Annotated in this window: 19 protein-coding genes; 14 read left to right on the top strand and 5 right to left on the bottom strand. The window is 66.5% G+C overall.

Annotated features, from left to right (window positions below; genetic code table 11):
* Together hemB and AC07NI_RS08130 are read right to left on the bottom strand one after the other, a co-directional pair.
* A complete protein-coding gene (gene hemB / locus AC07NI_RS08135) occupies window positions 1-1,002 on the bottom strand; it encodes a porphobilinogen synthase (protein ID WP_494617701.1) in 1,002 nt (333 codons plus the stop codon).
* Between the two features lie 60 nt (window positions 1,003-1,062).
* Window positions 1,063-1,524 carry a DUF2147 domain-containing protein gene (locus AC07NI_RS08130; protein ID WP_494617700.1) on the bottom strand — a complete coding sequence of 154 codons (462 nt, stop codon included), beginning with the start codon at window positions 1,522-1,524 and terminating at the stop codon, window positions 1,063-1,065.
* Between the two features lie 229 nt (window positions 1,525-1,753).
* Here AC07NI_RS08130 and AC07NI_RS08125 point away from each other — a divergent pair, with 229 nt between their 5' ends.
* The 6 genes from AC07NI_RS08125 (at window position 1,754) to hemA (ending at window position 7,883) form a co-directional block, all read left to right on the top strand.
* A complete protein-coding gene (locus AC07NI_RS08125) occupies window positions 1,754-2,899 on the top strand; it encodes an isobutyryl-CoA dehydrogenase (protein WP_494617699.1) in 1,146 nt (381 codons plus the stop codon).
* A complete protein-coding gene (locus AC07NI_RS08120) occupies window positions 2,896-3,495 on the top strand; it encodes a histidine phosphatase family protein (RefSeq protein ID WP_494617698.1) in 600 nt (199 codons plus the stop codon). The genes AC07NI_RS08125 and AC07NI_RS08120 overlap by 4 nt, the downstream gene beginning before the upstream one ends.
* 9 nt (window positions 3,496-3,504) lie before the next feature.
* Window positions 3,505-4,557: an enoyl-CoA hydratase/isomerase family protein gene (locus AC07NI_RS08115; RefSeq protein ID WP_494617697.1), complete on the top strand. Its 1,053-nt coding sequence runs from the start codon at window positions 3,505-3,507 to the stop codon at window positions 4,555-4,557.
* A 145-nt stretch (window positions 4,558-4,702) separates the two neighbouring features.
* Window positions 4,703-5,506, top strand: coding sequence for a class I SAM-dependent methyltransferase (locus AC07NI_RS08110; protein ID WP_494617696.1), 804 nt, complete (start codon window positions 4,703-4,705; stop codon window positions 5,504-5,506).
* Between the two features lie 76 nt (window positions 5,507-5,582).
* Window positions 5,583-6,479: a 3-hydroxyisobutyrate dehydrogenase gene (mmsB, locus tag AC07NI_RS08105; protein ID WP_494617695.1), complete on the top strand. Its 897-nt coding sequence runs from the start codon at window positions 5,583-5,585 to the stop codon at window positions 6,477-6,479.
* 177 nt (window positions 6,480-6,656) lie between these two features.
* Complete coding sequence (hemA, locus tag AC07NI_RS08100) at window positions 6,657-7,883, top strand: 5-aminolevulinate synthase (RefSeq protein WP_494617694.1); 1,227 nt, start codon at window positions 6,657-6,659, stop codon at window positions 7,881-7,883.
* Window positions 7,884-7,984: 101 nt separating this feature from the next.
* Here hemA and AC07NI_RS08095 read toward each other — a convergent pair whose 3' ends face one another.
* Window positions 7,985-8,428, bottom strand: a complete 444-nt coding sequence (locus AC07NI_RS08095) for a Ros/MucR family transcriptional regulator (protein WP_494617693.1) — start codon at window positions 8,426-8,428, stop codon at window positions 7,985-7,987.
* A gap of 164 nt (window positions 8,429-8,592) precedes the next feature.
* Here AC07NI_RS08095 and glyA point away from each other — a divergent pair, with 164 nt between their 5' ends.
* The 8 genes from glyA to AC07NI_RS08055 all read left to right on the top strand — a co-directional run bounded on the left by glyA (window position 8,593) and on the right by AC07NI_RS08055 (window position 15,579).
* Window positions 8,593-9,879, top strand: a complete 1,287-nt coding sequence (gene glyA, locus AC07NI_RS08090) for a serine hydroxymethyltransferase (RefSeq protein ID WP_494617692.1) — start codon at window positions 8,593-8,595, stop codon at window positions 9,877-9,879.
* A 71-nt stretch (window positions 9,880-9,950) separates the two neighbouring features.
* Window positions 9,951-10,112 (top strand): hypothetical protein, encoded by a 162-nt coding sequence (locus tag AC07NI_RS08085; protein WP_494617691.1) that lies wholly within the window; start codon window positions 9,951-9,953, stop codon window positions 10,110-10,112.
* Between the two features lie 54 nt (window positions 10,113-10,166).
* Entirely contained in the window at window positions 10,167-10,640 is a 474-nt protein-coding gene (nrdR, locus tag AC07NI_RS08080; protein WP_494617690.1) for a transcriptional regulator NrdR, read from the top strand.
* A 65-nt stretch (window positions 10,641-10,705) separates the two neighbouring features.
* The gene (locus AC07NI_RS08075) at window positions 10,706-11,170 is read left to right on the top strand and encodes a 6,7-dimethyl-8-ribityllumazine synthase (RefSeq protein WP_494617689.1); all 465 of its coding nucleotides are present in this window, start codon (window positions 10,706-10,708) and stop codon (window positions 11,168-11,170) included.
* Window positions 11,167-11,616: a transcription antitermination factor NusB gene (nusB, locus tag AC07NI_RS08070; protein WP_494617688.1), complete on the top strand. Its 450-nt coding sequence runs from the start codon at window positions 11,167-11,169 to the stop codon at window positions 11,614-11,616. Before AC07NI_RS08075 ends, nusB begins: the two co-directional genes overlap by 4 nt.
* On the top strand, window positions 11,576-12,640 hold the full coding sequence (thiL, locus tag AC07NI_RS08065) for a thiamine-phosphate kinase (protein ID WP_494617687.1): 1,065 nt from the start codon (window positions 11,576-11,578) through the stop codon (window positions 12,638-12,640). Before nusB ends, thiL begins: the two co-directional genes overlap by 41 nt.
* 40 nt (window positions 12,641-12,680) lie before the next feature.
* On the top strand, window positions 12,681-13,169 hold the full coding sequence (locus AC07NI_RS08060; RefSeq protein ID WP_494617686.1) for a flagellar basal body-associated FliL family protein: 489 nt from the start codon (window positions 12,681-12,683) through the stop codon (window positions 13,167-13,169).
* A gap of 259 nt (window positions 13,170-13,428) precedes the next feature.
* A complete protein-coding gene (locus tag AC07NI_RS08055; RefSeq protein ID WP_494617685.1) occupies window positions 13,429-15,579 on the top strand; it encodes a sodium-translocating pyrophosphatase in 2,151 nt (716 codons plus the stop codon).
* A 92-nt stretch (window positions 15,580-15,671) separates the two neighbouring features.
* Here the strand turns inward: AC07NI_RS08055 and AC07NI_RS08050 are convergent, their stop codons facing one another.
* Complete coding sequence (locus AC07NI_RS08050) at window positions 15,672-16,214, bottom strand: response regulator (RefSeq protein ID WP_494617684.1); 543 nt, start codon at window positions 16,212-16,214, stop codon at window positions 15,672-15,674.
* Between the two features lie 282 nt (window positions 16,215-16,496).
* Window positions 16,497-16,979 (bottom strand): outer membrane protein assembly factor BamE, encoded by a 483-nt coding sequence (locus AC07NI_RS08045; protein ID WP_494617683.1) that lies wholly within the window; start codon window positions 16,977-16,979, stop codon window positions 16,497-16,499.
* Window positions 16,980-17,088 lie beyond the last annotated feature (109 nt).

The following is a 17,088-nucleotide window of genomic DNA, read 5'->3' as shown; positions in this document are numbered from 1 at the left end:
TCAGCCCAGCTTCTCGGCGGCCCAGGGGGCGAAATAGGTGATGATCCCCGCCGCGCCGGCCCGCTTGAAGGCGGTCAGGCTTTCCAGGATGGCGCGGTCCCGGTCGATCCAGCCGTTCTGGGCGGCGGCCATGATCATCGCGTACTCGCCCGACACCTGGAAGGCGTAGGTCGGCATGCGGAACTCGTCGACCAGGCGGCGCAGGATGTCGAGATACGGCATGCCCGGCTTGACCATGACCATGTCAGCGCCCTCGGCGATGTCGAGCGCGACCTCGCGGATGGCTTCCTCGGTGTTGGCCGGGTCCATCTGATAGGTCTTCTTGTCGCCCTGGCCACCGGCCAGCTTGGCCGAGCCGATAGCGTCGCGGTAGGGGCCGTAGAAGGCCGAGGCGTACTTGGCGGCGTAGGACATGATCATCACGTCCTGGTGGTTGGCGCTTTCCAGCGCCGCGCGCAGGGCGCCGATGCGGCCGTCCATCATGTCGGACGGGGCCAGGATGTCGGCTCCGGCTTCGGCCTGCATGAGGCCCTGTTCGATCAGGCGCTCGATGGTCGGGTCGTTGAGGATCTTGCCGCCCTCGATCACGCCGTCGTGGCCGTGGTCGGTAAAGGGGTCCAGCGCCACGTCGCACATGATGCCGACCTCGGGAGCGGCGTCCTTCATGGCCTTGACGGCGCGGGGGATGACGCCGTCCGGATCGGCGGCGATCGAGCCGGTCGCGTCTTTTCGGCTGCCATCGATGTGCGGGAAGATGGCGATGGCCGGGATGCCGAGGTCACGGGCGCGGACCGCGGCCTTGGCGGCTTCCTTGACGGAGAGGCGCTCGACGCCGGGCATCGAGGCCACGGGGATCACGCCTTCGCCCTCGTGCACCACCATCGACCAGATCAGGTCGGACGGTCGGACCTCGGTCTCGCGGATGAGGCGGCGGGTCCAGTCAGCCTGGCGCACGCGGCGCAGGCGGGTGGCGGGATACGGGGCGAGGGGCGGAACGGTCATGCGCTTGGTTTCGCGCGAGCGACCGCGCGAGGCAAGACGCCTGCCTCCTTAAGTGGGAGTTTAGGGAGCCGCTCGCGAGGCCAGCATCGACGGACCCTCGATGCGGGTCCACAGCTGCGACTTGCAGATGAAGTTGCCGATCACGCAGCCCTTGGCGCGCATGGTCTTGGGGTCGACGATGTCGGCCGAACCGACCAGGGTGACCTTCAGGGTCGGAACCCAGACGCGGCCCTTCAGCGAACCGTCGCGCTGGCTTTCGAAGTCGCGCAGCAGCTGCTTGCCGATCAGGGTGTCGGTGCCCGACTTGCGCGCATCGGCCTCGGCCTTGGCGCTGGCCCAGACGACGACGCCGCAGGTGCTGGGACCGCAGTCCTTGATTTCCAGGTGCACGCTGTTGCGCGGGTTACGCCACACGCCATAGCTCCGCTCGACGCCGGTGTCGGCGGCTTGAGCGGGAACCGTGGCCGCAGCCATTCCGAGGGCCACCGTCAGGGCGGCCAGTGCAAGTTTCAGGAAACGCATAATCGTTGATGCAGTTGTTATGATTGAGAACGCCCAGACTCGAAGCTGGCATTTGGAGGGAAAGGGCATGGTTATCAAGGGGGTGTGGCGTCACAGACGCTACACACCGTGTAACGGAGGATTTCAGGTCACAGTAGGAGACGGCTGTGACACGCGTTGACAGCAGGCTTTCGGCGCGGCACGTCAGCGGCCAAGAAGGTGAGGGCGGTTCCGCCCCAAACGGGAGGAAATGCGCATGGATTTCGCACTGAACGAAGATCAAGTCGCAATCCAGGATGCGGCTCGCGCTTTCGCCGAGGGACAGCTTGCCCCGTTCTCGGCGCAGTGGGACGAGCAGAAACATTTCCCCGTCGACACCCTGCGCCAGGCCGCCGAACTCGGCTTCGCCGGCATCTATGTGAACGAGGATGTCGGCGGCAGCGGCCTGTCGCGCCTGGACGCCTCGATCATCTTCGAGGCGCTCAGCTACGGCGACGTGCCCACGGCGGCGTACCTGACCATCCACAACATGGCCTCGTGGATGATCGATCGTTTCGGCTCCGACGACCTGCGTAAGCGCTACCTGCCGCGCCTGACGACCATGGAGCTGATCGCCAGCTACTGCCTGACCGAACCGGGCGCGGGCTCGGACGCGGCCAACATGCGCACCACGGCCAAGCTGGACGGCGACCACTATGTCCTGAACGGCGGCAAGGCCTTCATCTCGGGCGGCGGCGTGTCGGACGTCTATGTCGTCATGGCCCGCACGGGCGGCGACGGGGCCAAGGGCGTCTCGGCCTTCGTGGTCGAGAAGGGCATGGAGGGCCTCAGCTTCGGGGCCAATGAGCGCAAGATGGGCTGGAACGCCCAGCCGACCGCCCAGGTGAACTTCGACAACTGCCGGGTGCCGGTGGAGAACCGCATCGGCCAGGAAGGCGAGGGCTTCCGCTTCGCCATGATGGGCCTGGACGGTGGGCGCCTGAACATCGCCTCGTGCTCGCTGGGCGGGGCGCAGTTCGCCCTCGACACCGCCAAGGCCTACATGGAGACCCGCAACCAGTTCGGCAAAGCGCTGAAGGACTTCCAGGCCCTGCAGTTCAAGCTCGCCGACATGGCCACCGAGCTGGAAGCCGCCCGCCTGATGGTGCGCCGGGCCGCCCACGCGCTGGACAACCGCCACCCCGAGGCGACCAAGCTGTGCGCCATGGCCAAGCGGTTCGCGACCGACGCCGGCTTCCAGGTGGCCAATGACGCCTTGCAGCTGCACGGCGGCTACGGCTACCTCCAGGACTATCCGCTGGAGCGCATCGTGCGCGACCTGCGGGTGCACCAGATCCTGGAAGGGACCAACGAGATCATGCGCGTCATCATCGCCCGCGAGATGTTTCGACAGTGATCTATCTCTGTCGCCACGGTGAGACCTTCCACAATCGCGAGGGGCGTCTGCAGGGGCGCTCGGAATCGGACCTGACGCCGCTGGGCCGCGCCCAGGCGGCGGCGATGGGCGACCTGCTGTTCGACCTCGTCCATCGTGATCCGCCGGCGGATTGGCGCATCGTCGCCAGCCCGCTGCGCCGCGCGCTGAACACGGCCGAGACGATCGGCGCGCGTCTGGGCTTGCCGGTGGCGATCGACGAGCGCCTGGTCGAGATCGATGTCGGCGAATGGTCCAACCGTTTGCGCGAAGAGGTGAGGGGCGAGAATCCGCATCTGCACGGCGACGACGCCTGGGGCTTCCACGCGCCGGGCGGCGAGACCTACGAGGGCATGATGGCCCGCCTTGGTGAGTGGCTGGCCGAGCAGGCCGCCGAGCCCGAGCGCCGGCTGATCGTGGTCAGCCACGGCGTCGCCGGCCGGCTGCTGCGCGGCGCCTATGCCGGTCTGTCGAAAGCCGAGACCCTGGCCCAGGACATCCCGCAGGACGCCGTCTATCGCCTGATGGCCGGCCAGATCGACCGCTTCGACTGCGCGCCCGTCGCCGAAAACGCCTAGGACCTATCGATGACCGAAGAGCCCGAAGTCCTGATCAGCGTCGAGAAGAACGTCGGCCGCATCACGCTGAACCGTCCCAAGGCCCTTCACGCCCTGACCCAGGGCATGTGCGAGACCATGATCGGCGCGCTGCTGGACTGGCAGGAGGACCCCGAGATCTACATGGTCCTGATCGACCACTCGGGCGAGCGTGGCTTCTGCGCCGGCGGCGACATCCGCATGCTGGCCGACAGCGGGGCCAAGGACGGCGTCGAGGCGCGGGCCTTCTTCCACACCGAGTACCAGCTGAACCACCTGCTGTTCACCTATGACACCCCGGTGGTGGCGGTGATGGACGGCATCGTCATGGGCGGCGGCGTCGGCATCTCGATGCCGGCCCACGTGCGGATCGCCACCGAACGCACGACCTTCGCCATGCCCGAGACCGGCATCGGCCTGTTCCCCGATGTCGGCGGCGGCTGGTACCTGCCGCGCCTGCCGGGCAAGGCCGGGCTGTGGCTGGCCCTGACCGGCGCGCGGATCAAGGGCGCGGACTGCATGCGTCTTGGCATCGCTACCCACTTCGTCGAATTCGGCGCCATCGCGGGGCTGAAGAAGGCCATCATCGCCGATCCGCGCCGCATCGACGAGATCCTCAAGAAGTACCGCGCCGACGCCGGCAAGGCCGCGCTGCTGGGCTTCGAGCAGGACCTCAACCGCCTGTTCGTCGGCGAGAGCGTGGAAGAGATCGTCGAGTTCCTGACCCTCGACTCCAGCGACTGGGGCAAGGCCCAGCTGGAGGTGCTGAAGACCAAGTCGCCCCAGACCCTGAAAGTCGCCTTCGAGCAGCTGAAGCGCGGCGAGGCCATGACCGACTTCGCCGACAACATGGCCATGGAATACCGGATCGGCTCGCGCGTGGTGATGAAGCACGACTTCATCGAGGGCGTCCGGGCCGTGATTATCGACAAGGACAATGCGCCCCAATGGAACCCGGCCACGCTTGAAAGCGTAACCGACGCCATGTTGGCCGAGATTTTCGCGCCGCTTCCCCCCGGGGAAGAATGGATGCCGCTGACGTAACCGTTTGCCCTCCGCCTGTCCCATGGACAGGCGGCGGCAAAAAAGGGGCGGCGTGGCAGGCGCCGAAACCGCTTACACTTTCGGCTGCCACGCTGCTGGGCTAACGTCGCCTCAACTAAGAACACGTTGGTTCGGAAGGATTGCCATGCGTAAGCCGCTTCTCAGTCTCGTCGCCGTGCTGGGCCTCGCGGCCTGCGCCACCCAGCCGATGATGGGACCTCCGCCGCCGCCGCCTTCGGGCCCGGCAGCCGCGGCCATCTCGCCGAACATCGCCGCCGCGCTCAGCGATCCGTCGCGTCCGGCCGCCGACATGGTCCGGGACGCCAACCGCCATCCGGGCGAGGTCCTGAGCTTCGCCGGCGTGCGTCCGGGCGCCAAGGTCGCCGACCTGATCCCCGGCGGTGGCTATTTCACCCGCATCCTGGCCAAGTCGGTCGGGCCCCGGGGCACGGTCTACGCCTATGTGCCGGACGAGCTGACCAAGCTGGCCAAGCGCGAGCCGGCGGTGAACGCCATCGCCCGCGACCCGGCCTATTCGAACGTGAAGGTGATCCTGAACACGCTGCCGAACTTCTCCGCGCCGGAGAAGCTGGACCTGGTGTTCACGGCCCAGAACTATCACGACATGCACGACAAGTTCATGGGCCCGGCCGACCTGTCGGTCGTGAACCGCCAGGTGTTCAGGTCCCTGAAGCCGGGCGGCGTGTTCCTGGTCATCGACCACTCGGCCGAGCCGGGCTCGGGCCTGCGCGACACCGAGACCCTGCACCGCATCGACTCGGCGGTGGTGAAGTCCGAGGTCACGGCCGCCGGCTTCATCTTCGAGGGCGAAAGCCGGGTGCTGAAGGACCCGGGCGACAGCCGCAAGGTCAACGTCTTCGACCCGTCGATCCGCGGCAAGACCGACCAGTTCGTCTACAAGTTCCGCAAGCCGGCCAACGCTCGCTGAACCCACAAAGACCACGAACGACAACGATAAGGACCGCGCCCATGAGGCGCGGTTCGCATTTGCAGGGAGCTTCACGATGACCAGCATCGCCTTCATCGGCCTGGGCAACATGGGCGGCGGCATGGCCGCGAACCAGGCCAAGGTCGGTAACACCGTCCGCGCCTTCGACCTGTCGGCGCAGGCGGTCGAGCGAGCGGTGGCGGCGGGTTGCCAGGCGGCGGCTTCCGTCGCCGAGGCCGTGGCCGACGCCGAGGTGGTGATCACCATGCTGCCGGCCGGTCCGCACGTCCGGTCTGTCTATGGCGAGCAGATTCTCAAGAGCGCGCCGAAGACGGCCCTGTTGATCGACTGCTCGACCATCGACGTCGAGAGCGCCCGCGCCGTGGCCGGGCAGGCGGCCGAGGCGGGCTTCCGCTTCGCCGACGCGCCGGTGTCGGGCGGCATCATGGCCGCCGAGGCCGGGACCCTGGCCTTCATGGTCGGCTGCGCGGCGGTCGACTTCCCGGCCATCGAGGCGGCCTTGGCCCCGATGTCGCGCGTGACCATCCACGCCGGCGACCACGGGGCGGGGCAGGCGGCCAAGATCTGCAACAACATGCTGCTGGGCGTGTCGATGCTGGGCACCTGCGAGGCCTTCGCCCTGGCCGAGAAGCTGGGCCTGGGCGCCGACCGCTTTTTCGAGATCGCCAGCAAGTCGTCGGGCCAGTGCTGGTCGGTGACCAGCTATTGCCCGGTCCCGGGCGTGGGTCCGCAGACGCCGGCCGACCGCCAATACGAGGGCGGTTTCGCCTCGGCCATGATGCTGAAGGACCTGAAACTGGCCCAGGAAGCCGCCGCCAAGGCCGGCGCCAGCACGCCGATGGGCGCGCAGGCCGAGGCGCTCTACGCGTTGTTCGACGCCAACGGCTTCGGGAGCAAGGACTTCTCGGCCGTGATCGAGTTACTGCGCGGAAAGCTGGCGCAGCTTACCTGAATCGTCCAAGACGCCGCCTTCGCGAGGGTGTTCATTGACGAAATCGATGCGGCCAATCGCGCAATTCAATTTGTAGGTAAACGTCCGTAGATGGACACTAACGGCGCTTGGTGCGAAAAGCCGAGCCGTGAATAAAGGGGACCTCTGGCTCACCTGGCCGGCGGTTTAGAGACCGACATGGACTACAAAGCCGCGTTCCGCAGCGCCGTCGACCAGATCCGTCAGGAGGGCCGCTACCGGGTCTTCGCCGACCTGAAGCGACAGCGTGGGCAGTTTCCGCGCGCCACCTGGACCCGCCAGGACGGCTCGGAAGGCGAAGTCGTGGTCTGGTGCAGCAACGACTATCTCGGCCAGGGCCAGAACCCGGTGGTTCTCGACGCCATGAAGGCCGCCGTCGATCAGCACGGCTCGGGCTCGGGCGGCACCCGCAACATCTCGGGCACCAATCACGACCACGTCCTGCTGGAGGCCGAGCTGGCCGACCTGCACGGCAAGGAAGGCGCGCTGCTGTTCACCTCGGGCTATGTCTCGAACGAAGCCAGCCTGTCGGTGGTGCAGAAGATCCTGCCCGGCCTGATCATCTTCTCGGACGAGCTGAACCACGCCTCGATGATCGCCGGCATCCGCAACGGCGGCGGTCCGCGCAAGGTGTTCCGTCACAACGATCTTGAGCATCTTGAAGAGCTGCTGGCGGCCGCCCCGGCCGACGCGCCCAAGATGATCGCGTTCGAGAGCGTCTATTCGATGGACGGCGACATCTCCGATATCGCCGGCACCATCGCCCTGGCAAAGAAGTACGGGGCCATGACCTATCTGGACGAGGTCCACGCGGTCGGCATGTACGGCCCACGCGGCGGCGGCGTCGCCGAGCGCGAAGGCCTGATGGACCAGATCGACATCATCGAGGGCACGCTGGGCAAGGCGTTCGGCGTCATGGGCGGCTACATCACCGGCGACGCCGAAGTGATCGACGCCATCCGCCTGATGGCCGCCGGCTTCATCTTCACCACGTCGCTGCCGCCCGCCCTGGTGGCCGGGGCCCTGGCCAGCGTCCGCTGGCTGAAGCAGCATCCGGAAGTGCGCGAGATCCATCAGGAGCGCGCCGCGACCCTGAAGGCCATGTTCAAGGCCGCCGGCCTGCCGGTCATGGAAAACGAAAGCCACATCGTCCCGGTGCTGGTCGGCGACCCCGTCCACACCAAGATGATCAGCGACATGCTGCTGGCCGATCACGGCGTCTATGTGCAGCCGATCAACTATCCGACCGTGCCGCGCGGCACCGAGCGCCTGCGCTTCACCCCGACCCCGTTCCACTCGGACGACATGATGCGCAAGCTGGTCGCCTCGATGGAAAAGCTGTGGGCCCACTGCAACGTCGCCCGCATGGGCGGTCACGCGGCCTAAGGAACGATCAGAACTTCAACTTCGACCGAACCGCACATCGTCGAAACGAAAAACGCCGCCGGAGTCCGGCGGCGTTCGCGTGCCTGAAAGGCGTCGGCGGGTCAGCTGCCGCGCCGCACGCCCTTGCCCAGGCCGATCTTCTTGGCGAAGTCCGAGCGGCGGGCCGCATAGGCCGGCGCCACCATCGGATAGTCCGGCGGCAGACCCCATTTGCGGCGATATTCCTCGGGGCTCATGTCGTAGTGCGAGCGCAGGTAGCGCTTGAGCATCTTCAGCTTCTTGCCGTCTTCCAGGCAGACGATGAAATCGTGTTGCACCGAACGGCCGATCGGCACGGCCGGCTTGGCCTTCTCGACCGGCTGGGGCGCTTCGCCGCCATTGCCGAGCGCCGACAGCGCCTGGTGAACCGTCCGGATCAGATCCGGTATGGCCGTCTGGGAGACTGTGTTCTGGCCTACATAGGCCGCCACGATCTCGGCGCTGAGCCCCAGGATATCGACGTTGTTGTCATTCGCCGTTTCCGTGCCGCCGCCGTGAGACGCCATGAGATACCCCATTCCCGTTGTTGTCGTTCGAACTTCGCAGGGGTTGAGCACCGCCCTGCAGGACGGCAACGCACAACGCGACATGTGGTTCCGAGATTGATCACCGCGCCTTACCCGTTAAAGAGGGCGCCTCTGCCGACTCCCCCAAACGCCCGGAGAGCGAAATGACCCAAGCCAACACGAGCGCCTTCTTCGGCGCGGACCTCGCCACCGCGGACAAGGACATCTTCGACCGCATCGGTCGCGAGCTGGACCGTCAGCAGAACCAGATCGAGCTGATCGCCTCGGAGAACATCGTCTCGAAGGCGGTGCTGGAGGCCCAGGGCTCGATCCTGACCAACAAGTACGCCGAAGGCTATCCGGGCAAGCGCTACTACGGCGGCTGCGAATGGGTCGACGAGATCGAGACCATCGCCATCGAACGCGCCAAGCAACTGTTCGGCGCCGGCTTCGCCAACGTCCAGCCGCACTCGGGCTCGCAGGCCAACCAGTCGGTGTTCATGTCGCTGCTGCAGCCGGGCGACACCTTCATGGGCATGGACCTGGCCGCTGGCGGTCACCTGACCCACGGCTCGCCCGCCAACCAGTCGGGCAAGTGGTTCAAGCCGGTGTCCTACACCGTGCGCCAGCAGGACCAGCTGATCGACTACGACAACGTCGCCGAGGTGGCCGAGCGCGAGAAGCCCAAGCTGATCATCGCCGGCGGCAGCGCCTATAGCCGCGAGATCGACTTCGCCCGCTTCCGCCAGATCGCCGACAGCGTCGGGGCCTATCTGATGGTCGACATGGCCCACTTCGCGGGCCTGGTGGCCGGCGGCGTGTTCCCGAACCCGGTGCCGCACGCCCACGTCGTCACCACCACCACCCACAAGACCCTGCGCGGTCCGCGCGGCGGCATGGTGCTGACCAACGACGAGGCGATCATCAAGAAGGTCAATTCGGCCGTCTTCCCGGGCTTGCAAGGCGGTCCGCTGGAGCATGTCATCGCCGCCAAGGCCGTGGCCTTCGGTGAAGCGCTGCAGCCGGCCTTCAAGGATTACGCGGCTCAGATCATCGCCAACGCCAAGGCGCTGTCGGAAGCTCTGCTGAAGTCGGGCGTCAACATCGTCTCGGGCGGCACCGACAGCCACCTGATGCTGGTCGACCTGCGCCCCAAGGGCGTGACCGGCCGCGACACCGAGCACAGCCTCGAGCGCGCCCACATGACCTGCAACAAGAACGGCGTGCCGTTCGACACCGCGCCGTTCACGATCACCTCGGGCATCCGCCTGGGCACGCCGGCCGGCACGACGCGCGGTTTCAAGGAAGCCGAGTTCACCCGCGTCGGCGAACTGATCGGCGAGGTCGTCAACGGCCTGGCCGCCAATGGCGCGGACGGCAATGCCGAGGTCGAGGCCAAGGTCCGCGAGGAAGTGCTGGCCTTGACGGCTCGCTTCCCGATCTACAACTAGTTAGCATAGGTTCCTTGACGAAAATCCAAGTCCATGCTCCCCTTTTACGTGTGAAAAAGAGGAGCTCTCCAATGGGTTTTCTTGACGATCTATTTGGTGGTGGCCAGCGTAAAGGCGACGATGACTATGAACAACGCCGCCGAGAGGAAGCGGAGCGTAAGCGTCAGGCGGATATCGAGTTCCAACGATCTCAAGATATTCAACGCCAGATTGATCAGCAGACTCGGCGTTAATAGCGAAATACCATTTGATCTAGTGAAGTTGTTCGGCGGAAGCGGAATGCGACCATGAGGTGTCCGTTCTGCGGTCATGCCGAAAGTCAGGTTAAAGATAGCCGCCCGTCGGAAGACGGCGCGGCTATCCGCCGTCGCCGCATGTGCCCGGAGTGCGGCGGCCGCTTCACCACGTTCGAGCGGGTGCAGCTGCGCGAGCTGATCATCCTGAAGCGTTCGGGCCGGCGTTCGCCGTTCGATCGCGACAAGCTTGTGCGGTCGATCGCCCTGGCCACCCAGAAAAGACCCGTCGAGGCCGAGCGGATCGAACGGATGATCAACGGCATCGTCCGGCAGCTGGAAAGCATGGGCGAGACCGAGCTGCCGTCCTCAGCGGTCGGCGAAATGGTCATGAAGGCGTTGAAATCGCTCGATGACGTGGCCTATGTCCGCTACGCCTCGGTCTATCGCGATTTCAAGGAAACCAGCGACTTCGCCAAGTTCCTGACCGAAGAAGGTCTGAGCGACGGCGTCGAAGAAGAGCTATAGTCCGTTAATCCCTGATGTGTGTTTGTACGCGCGCGGCAAGCGCGGCCGTGGAGATTCGAAGCTAGATGGTTGAAGACAACATCCGCCTGCTGGTCGTGGAGAGCCGAAGCCATTCGGGGATCTCCGACGAACTGCTGCGCGGAGCCGCCCAGGCCATCGAGGCCCAGGGCGCCGAGTACGACGTGATCACGGTCTCCAGCGCCCTGCAGATCCCGACCGCCATCGCCATCGCCGAGGAAGCCGGCCACCGCCCCGTGGGCGTGCGCTACGACGGCTATGTCGCGCTGGGCACGATCATCCGCGGCGAAACCTATCATTTCGAGCTGACCGCCAACGAAACCGCCCGGGGTCTGCAGGACCTGGGCATCGGCAAGCGCCTGGCGATCGGCTTCGGCGTGCTGGCCGTCGACGACGAGGCCCAGGCCTTCACCCGCGCGCGGGTCAGCGAAGGCGATCGTGGCGGCGCGGCCGCCAAGGCGTGCCTTGAGACCATCGCCCTGAAGCGTCAACTGCTGGGACAGGCCCGATGAGCGGCAACCGCATCCAACCGCGCTCGGTGGCGCGTCTCGCCGCCGTCCAGGCCCTGTACCAGATGGAAGTCTCGGGCGCGGGCGTCGATTCGGTGGTCCGCGAGTTCGGCGAGCACCGCTTCGACCGCGACGTCGAGGGCGAGCGCCTGGCCGCCGCCGACGAGAAGTTCTTCGCCGAGCTGGCCAAGGGTGTCGTCGACAACCAGGCCAAGGTCGACCAGGGCATCGTCAAGCGCCTGGCCTCGGGCTGGCGCCTGGAGCGCCTGGACGCCACGGCCCGCGCCGTGCTGCGCGCCGGCGCCTACGAATTGATGTTCCGACCGGACGTTCCGACCGAAGTCGTCATCAACGAGTACGTCGAGATCGCTAAATCCTTTTTTGAAGGTCCCGAGTCAGGCTTCATCAATGGCGCCCTCGACGCGATCGCCCGTGATGCACGAGACTGACGAAGACGACTGGTTCGCCGAAGACGACGCCGCCGCGCCTGCCGCGGCGGACGCGGCCCCGACTGAATTCGACCACATCGCGCGCCTGCTGCGCCCGCTGACGCGCGGCGATCCCGTCGCGCTGGACCTGCTGGACGACGCGGCCGTGCTGCCCTCGCGTCCGGGCTACGACCTGGTGATCACCAAGGACGCCATGGTCGCCGGCGTGCACTTCCTGGCCGACGAGGCCCTGGACGTCGTCGCCCGCAAGCTGCTGCGCACCAATCTTTCCGACCTCGCGGCCAAGGCGGCCGAGCCCTACGGCTATTTCCTGGCCGTCGGCTGGCCCTCGGGCTCCGACGTCACCTCGCGCGAGATCTTCGCCCGCGGCCTGGCCGAGGATGGAGCCTTGTTCGACATGTCGCTGCTGGGCGGGGACACGGTCACCACCTCCGGCCCGCTGGTCGTCTCGGCGACCCTGCTGGGCTGGGTCCCCGAAGGCGGCGCGGTCCTGCGGCGCGGGGCAAAGCCGGGCGACCGGCTGATGGTCTCCGGCACGATCGGCGATGGCTGGCTGGGCCTGCTGGCCCAGTGGGGCGAGGTGATGGACGTCGACGGCGCCATGCTGCGCCGCTATCGCCAGCCCGAGCCGCGCGTCACCCTGCGCGACGCCATGCGCCTGCACGCCAAGGCCGCCGCCGACGTCTCCGACGGTCTGCTGGCCGACAGCGCCCACATCGCCAAGGCCAGCGGCTGCCGCGTGCGGGTCGACCTGGAGCGCCTGCCGTTGTCGCCCGGCGGCCAGGCCTGGCTGGACCAGCAGCCCGAGCAGGTCGAGGGCCGCATCTCCCTGGCCTCCGGCGGCGACGACTACGAGATCGTCTGCGCCGTCGATCCGAACGAGGCCTGGGCCTTCCGGGTGGCCGCCGCCGCCGCTGGCGTCAAGGTCAGCGAGATCGGCGAGTTCGTGGAAGGCGAGGGGGTCTCGGCCTACTACAAGGGCCGCGACGTCACGCCCTCGCGCCTGGGCTGGCTGCACGGCTAGTTAGGTTAATCTCAAGGCCTGTCGGTTATGGGAAAGGCCCATGACCCGCTTCGTCACGCCCTCGCGCCGTCTCCTGCTCGCCGCCGCCTTCACCCTGGTGGCCGGTCCCGCCCTGGCCAGCGGTCCCAAGAAAAAGGAAGGCGAGGGCCAGGCGCTGGACCCGACCTACAAGCTGGGGTCGATGACCATCCCGATCATCGCCAACGGCCGGATCGTCAACTACGTCTTCGTCGCCATGACCCTGAAGCTGACCGAGGGCGCCGACGCCGCGGCGCTGAAGGACCAGGAGCCGATGCTGCGCGACGCCATCGTGCGGGCGGCCTACAAGACCCCCTTCACCCGCGCCGATAGCTGGAAGGAAGTCGACGGGCCGCGCCTGACCAGCTTCGTCATGAGCCAGTGCGCGGTGCTGATGGGCAAGGGCAAGGTCGCCTCGGTCGAGATCGTCAAGCAGATCCCCCGCCAGCAGCTGATGCCGCCCAAGCCGGGCGCCGCCAAGCCTGCCAGCCAGGGCGATCTCCACCCCTGATTCCACCCGCCGAGCCAGGCTCTGCCCCGGCAAAGGCTTGCGCCGACACGGGTTGCGCGCCCCCCGACCATCTGACAGTCTCTTTGGGATGACGCCGTTCGGTTGTCATTTTGGGAGCATCGAGGGGGCACGAGGCCAAAGGCCCGCCCGTCGATCCGGGCGGCGGTTTGACGTGCGTCTTGTTTAGCGCTCGTTGGGCCTCCAGCCGCCGGACCGGCATCCCCCTCGTGATTGGAAGCGCGAAGGGGCGAAGAACCTAATGAGTCTTTGGCTTTATCTGGCCATCGGGGCCGGGCTGCTGGCGGTGCTGTACGGCGCCGTGCAGACGGCAAGTCTGATGCGGGCGTCGCCCGGCAATGCACGAATGCAGGAGATCGCCGCGGCGATCCAGGAAGGGGCCCAGGCCTATCTGAACCGCCAGTACACGACGATCGGCATCGTCGGCGTGGTGGTGATCGCCGCTCTGGCGTTCTTCTTCAAATCCTGGGAGCAGCCGGTCGGCTTCGCCCTGGGCGCGATCCTCTCGGGCGCGGCCGGCTTCGCGGGCATGCTGATCTCGGTCCGCGCCAACGTCCGCACGGCCCAGGCCTCGTCGGAGAGCCTGGCCAAGGGCCTGTCGATGGCCTTCACCTCCGGCGCCGTCACCGGCATGCTGGTGGCCGGCTTCGCCCTGATCGGCGTGGCGGGCTACTACGCCCTGCTGCTGTCGAGCGGCCACGGCGGCACCGACCGCGTGGTCGTGGACTCGCTGGTGGCCCTGGGCTTCGGCGCCTCGCTGATCTCGATCTTCGCCCGTCTGGGCGGCGGCATCTTCACCAAGGGCGCCGACGTTGGCGGCGACCTGGTGGGCAAGGTGGAAGCCGGCATCCCGGAAGATGACCCCCGCAACGCGGCCACCATCGCCGACAATGTCGGCGACAATGTCGGCGACTGCGCCGGCATGGCCGCCGACCTGTTCGAGACCTACGCGGTGACCACGGTCGCCACCATGGTCCTGGCGGCGATCTTCTTCCGCGGCTCCGAAGCGGTGTCGTCGATGATGCTGCTGCCGCTGGCCATCTGCGCGGTCTGTATCGTGACCTCGATCATCGGCTCGTTCGCCGTGCGTCTGGGCAAGAGCCAGAACATCATGGGCGCCCTCTATCAGGGCCTGATCGTCACCGGCGTGCTGTCGATCCCGGTCGTCTGGTACGTGATCCACCAACTGGTGCCGGCCGCCGTCACCGTCGGCCTGGGCACGCCCACCGAAAAGACCTTCGACGCCGACAGCCTGTTCTATTGCGGTCTGGTCGGCCTGGCCGTGACCGCCGCGATCGTGGTGATCACCGAGTACTACACCGGCACCAACTACCGTCCGGTGAAGTCGGTGGCTCAGGCGTCGGTCTCGGGTCACGGCACGAACGTGATCCAGGGCCTGGCCATGTCGCTGGAATCCACGGCCCTGCCGGCCCTGACCATCATCGTCGGCATCGTGGTGACCTATAATCTGGCGGGCCTGTTCGGCATCGCTATCGCCACCACGACCATGCTGTCGCTGGCCGGCTTCATCGTCGCCCTGGACGCCTTCGGCCCGGTCACCGACAACGCTGGCGGCATCGCCGAGATGGCGGGCCTGCCGCCGGAAGTCCGCGTCACCACCGACGCCCTGGACGCCGTGGGCAACACCACCAAGGCCGTCACCAAGGGCTACGCCATCGGTTCGGCCGGCCTGGGCGCCCTGGTGCTGTTCGCCGCCTATACCGAGGACCTGAAGTTCTTCTCGGCTCACGCCGAGGCGGGCAGCTTCTTCGACGGCATGGGGCCGGTGACCTTCGACCTGTCGAACCCCTATGTCGTGGTCGGCCTGCTGTTCGGCGGCCTGCTGCCGTTCCTGTTCGGCGGCCTGTCCATGACCGCCGTCGGCCGCGCAGCCGAGTCGGTCGTCGCCGAGGTGCGTCGTCAGTTCCGCGAGAACCCGGGCATCATGACCGGCGAGGTCAAGCCCGAGTACGGCAAAGCCGTGGACATCCTGACCAAGGCCGCCATCCGCGAGATGATCGTGCCCAGCCTGCTGCCGGTCGTCTCCCCGGTGGTGCTGTTCTTCGTGATCAAGGCCATCGCCGGCAAGGTCGACGCGTTCGCCTCGCTGGGCGCTATGCTGATGGGCGTGATCGTCACCGGTCTGTTCGTCGCCATCTCGATGACCAGCGGCGGCGGCGCCTGGGACAACGCCAAGAAGGTCATTGAAGAGGGCTTCACCGACAAGAACGGCGTCCTGCACACCAAGGGCGGCGACACCCATAAGGCCGCCGTCACCGGCGACACTGTCGGCGACCCCTACAAGGACACCTCGGGTCCGGCCGTGAACCCGATGATCAAGATCACCAACATCGTGGCCCTGCTGCTGTTGGCGGTGCTGGCCCACGGCTGATCCTTCGGGATAAGCCTGAAACGGGAACGCCCCGGAGGAAACTCCGGGGCGTTCTGCTTTGAGGACGTTTGTTTTCGGGGACTGAGGCGCGCTCAGTACACGTCCTCGTGGTCCATCTCGGCCAGGGCGTCCATGACCAGGGTCGGCTGGGCGCCGCGGCGTTCGACGCCGGAGAACTCGTGATCGATCCGCCGGCGACGGCAGGGGCCGAAATACTCGCTGGCCCGCACGAAGGGGCGGGGGTTGTTCACGATCTCATTGATCCGGTGCATGACCCCGCGCGCCGTCAGCGGCTTGGCCAGGAACTCGGTGACGCCCGCCATGCGCGCGTCGTTCAGCGTGCGCTGGGTGGCGTGGCCGGTCATCATGATTACCGGCACATAGGGATTGGGGCTGGCGGTCGAGGTCCGGATCCAGCGGATGAACGCCAGGCCGTCGACGGGCGACATCATCAGGTCGGTGAAGACGATGTCGATTTCCTGCGACTGAAAGATCTTGAGCGCGTCCAGGCCGTCGCCGGCCTCGCGGACCTTACGGACACCCGCCGCTTTCAGAATATGGCTGACGACCTTGCGCATGTTGGCGTTGTCGTCGACCAGCAGCACCGATACGTCACGAAGGTCCATGCCCTCCACGTTAGCGTCTCCCCCGCTGCGTGAATTCGTCGCGACATAACTTGGATCGCTTGAGTCGAACGTGACCCAATTCGGGTTTATGAAGTGTTTAGCGGATGGTATACCGCCGCATTTAAGACGGTGAATTTCGCATTCAGAGTAAATCGACAAGATTTACTCGCCGCGCCAGAGTGGTGCTGTGTTCCCTGGCGTAACCCGCGCGCGAAAAAGCCGCCCACCTCGCGGTGGACGGCTTTTCTAATCTGTCGAGTTGTCGACTTTGGCCCGAAGGCCGCTTTGGGTCTAGCGACCGCCCGGACGCTGGCCCGGAGCCTCGTCGTCCTGCGGGAGCATGCCGCCACGGCCAACGTTGCCGAGCAACTGCTCGAGGATGGTCATCTCGCGGCCGCGGGTCGGGGTCTCACGGCCGTTGTAGGCGATGACCTTGCCGTCCTTCAGCGTGTAGGTGTTCACCGAGGCGACCTTTTCGTCGGCCGGGTTGAACTTGATGGCCACGACATCGCGCTTGATCACGCGCGGCATGTAGAAGGCCACGCGGTCGGTCGTCTGCGAGATGTAGTACCAGGTGTTGTTGTCGAAGGTCGAAACCGCCGACGGCGAACCCAGCTTTTCCATCAGGGTGGACTTGCTGTCGTCGCCCACCTTCATGTCGGCGGGCTTGGCCTCGATCGCCTGAAAGCCGGAGTAGCTGGTCAGCGGCGTGCAGGCGGACGTGGCGATCGCCAGGCCCAGAATGGCGGCGGCGAAAACGGCGGGGCGAGACATCAAGGCTCCGAACCGGAAAAATGCAGACTTTGACCTATCGCCCGCGGGAGCTTAGTTCAATGCCCGCGTGAAAGCGGACCCCGCGTCTAGCGGGATGTCGCGGCGAAAT

The organism is Caulobacter sp. GW821-FHT10E02, from assembly GCF_059415225.1.
Note: the sequence above shows the minus strand (reverse complement) of the source record. Positions and strands in the feature narration are given on the sequence as shown.

Bases quoted from the DNA above. Each gene is read 5' to 3' on its own strand.
- hemB (WP_494617701.1), bottom strand. From the start codon at position 1,002: ATGACCGTTCCGCCCCTCGCCCCGTATCCCGCCACCCGCCTGCGCCGC.
- AC07NI_RS08130 (WP_494617700.1), bottom strand. From the start codon at position 1,524: ATGCGTTTCCTGAAACTTGCACTGGCCGCCCTGACGGTGGCCCTCGGA.
- AC07NI_RS08125 (WP_494617699.1), top strand. From the start codon at position 1,754: ATGCGCATGGATTTCGCACTGAACGAAGATCAAGTCGCAATCCAGGAT.
- AC07NI_RS08115 (WP_494617697.1), top strand. From the start codon at position 3,505: ATGACCGAAGAGCCCGAAGTCCTGATCAGCGTCGAGAAGAACGTCGGC.
- AC07NI_RS08110 (WP_494617696.1), top strand. From the start codon at position 4,703: ATGCGTAAGCCGCTTCTCAGTCTCGTCGCCGTGCTGGGCCTCGCGGCC.
- mmsB (WP_494617695.1), top strand. From the start codon at position 5,583: ATGACCAGCATCGCCTTCATCGGCCTGGGCAACATGGGCGGCGGCATG.
- hemA (WP_494617694.1), top strand. From the start codon at position 6,657: ATGGACTACAAAGCCGCGTTCCGCAGCGCCGTCGACCAGATCCGTCAG.
- AC07NI_RS08095 (WP_494617693.1), bottom strand. From the start codon at position 8,428: ATGGCGTCTCACGGCGGCGGCACGGAAACGGCGAATGACAACAACGTC.
- glyA (WP_494617692.1), top strand. From the start codon at position 8,593: ATGACCCAAGCCAACACGAGCGCCTTCTTCGGCGCGGACCTCGCCACC.
- AC07NI_RS08085 (WP_494617691.1), top strand. From the start codon at position 9,951: ATGGGTTTTCTTGACGATCTATTTGGTGGTGGCCAGCGTAAAGGCGAC.
- nrdR (WP_494617690.1), top strand. From the start codon at position 10,167: ATGAGGTGTCCGTTCTGCGGTCATGCCGAAAGTCAGGTTAAAGATAGC.
- AC07NI_RS08075 (WP_494617689.1), top strand. From the start codon at position 10,706: ATGGTTGAAGACAACATCCGCCTGCTGGTCGTGGAGAGCCGAAGCCAT.
- nusB (WP_494617688.1), top strand. From the start codon at position 11,167: ATGAGCGGCAACCGCATCCAACCGCGCTCGGTGGCGCGTCTCGCCGCC.
- thiL (WP_494617687.1), top strand. From the start codon at position 11,576: ATGGCGCCCTCGACGCGATCGCCCGTGATGCACGAGACTGACGAAGAC.
- AC07NI_RS08060 (WP_494617686.1), top strand. From the start codon at position 12,681: ATGACCCGCTTCGTCACGCCCTCGCGCCGTCTCCTGCTCGCCGCCGCC.
- AC07NI_RS08055 (WP_494617685.1), top strand. From the start codon at position 13,429: ATGAGTCTTTGGCTTTATCTGGCCATCGGGGCCGGGCTGCTGGCGGTG.
- AC07NI_RS08045 (WP_494617683.1), bottom strand. From the start codon at position 16,979: ATGTCTCGCCCCGCCGTTTTCGCCGCCGCCATTCTGGGCCTGGCGATC.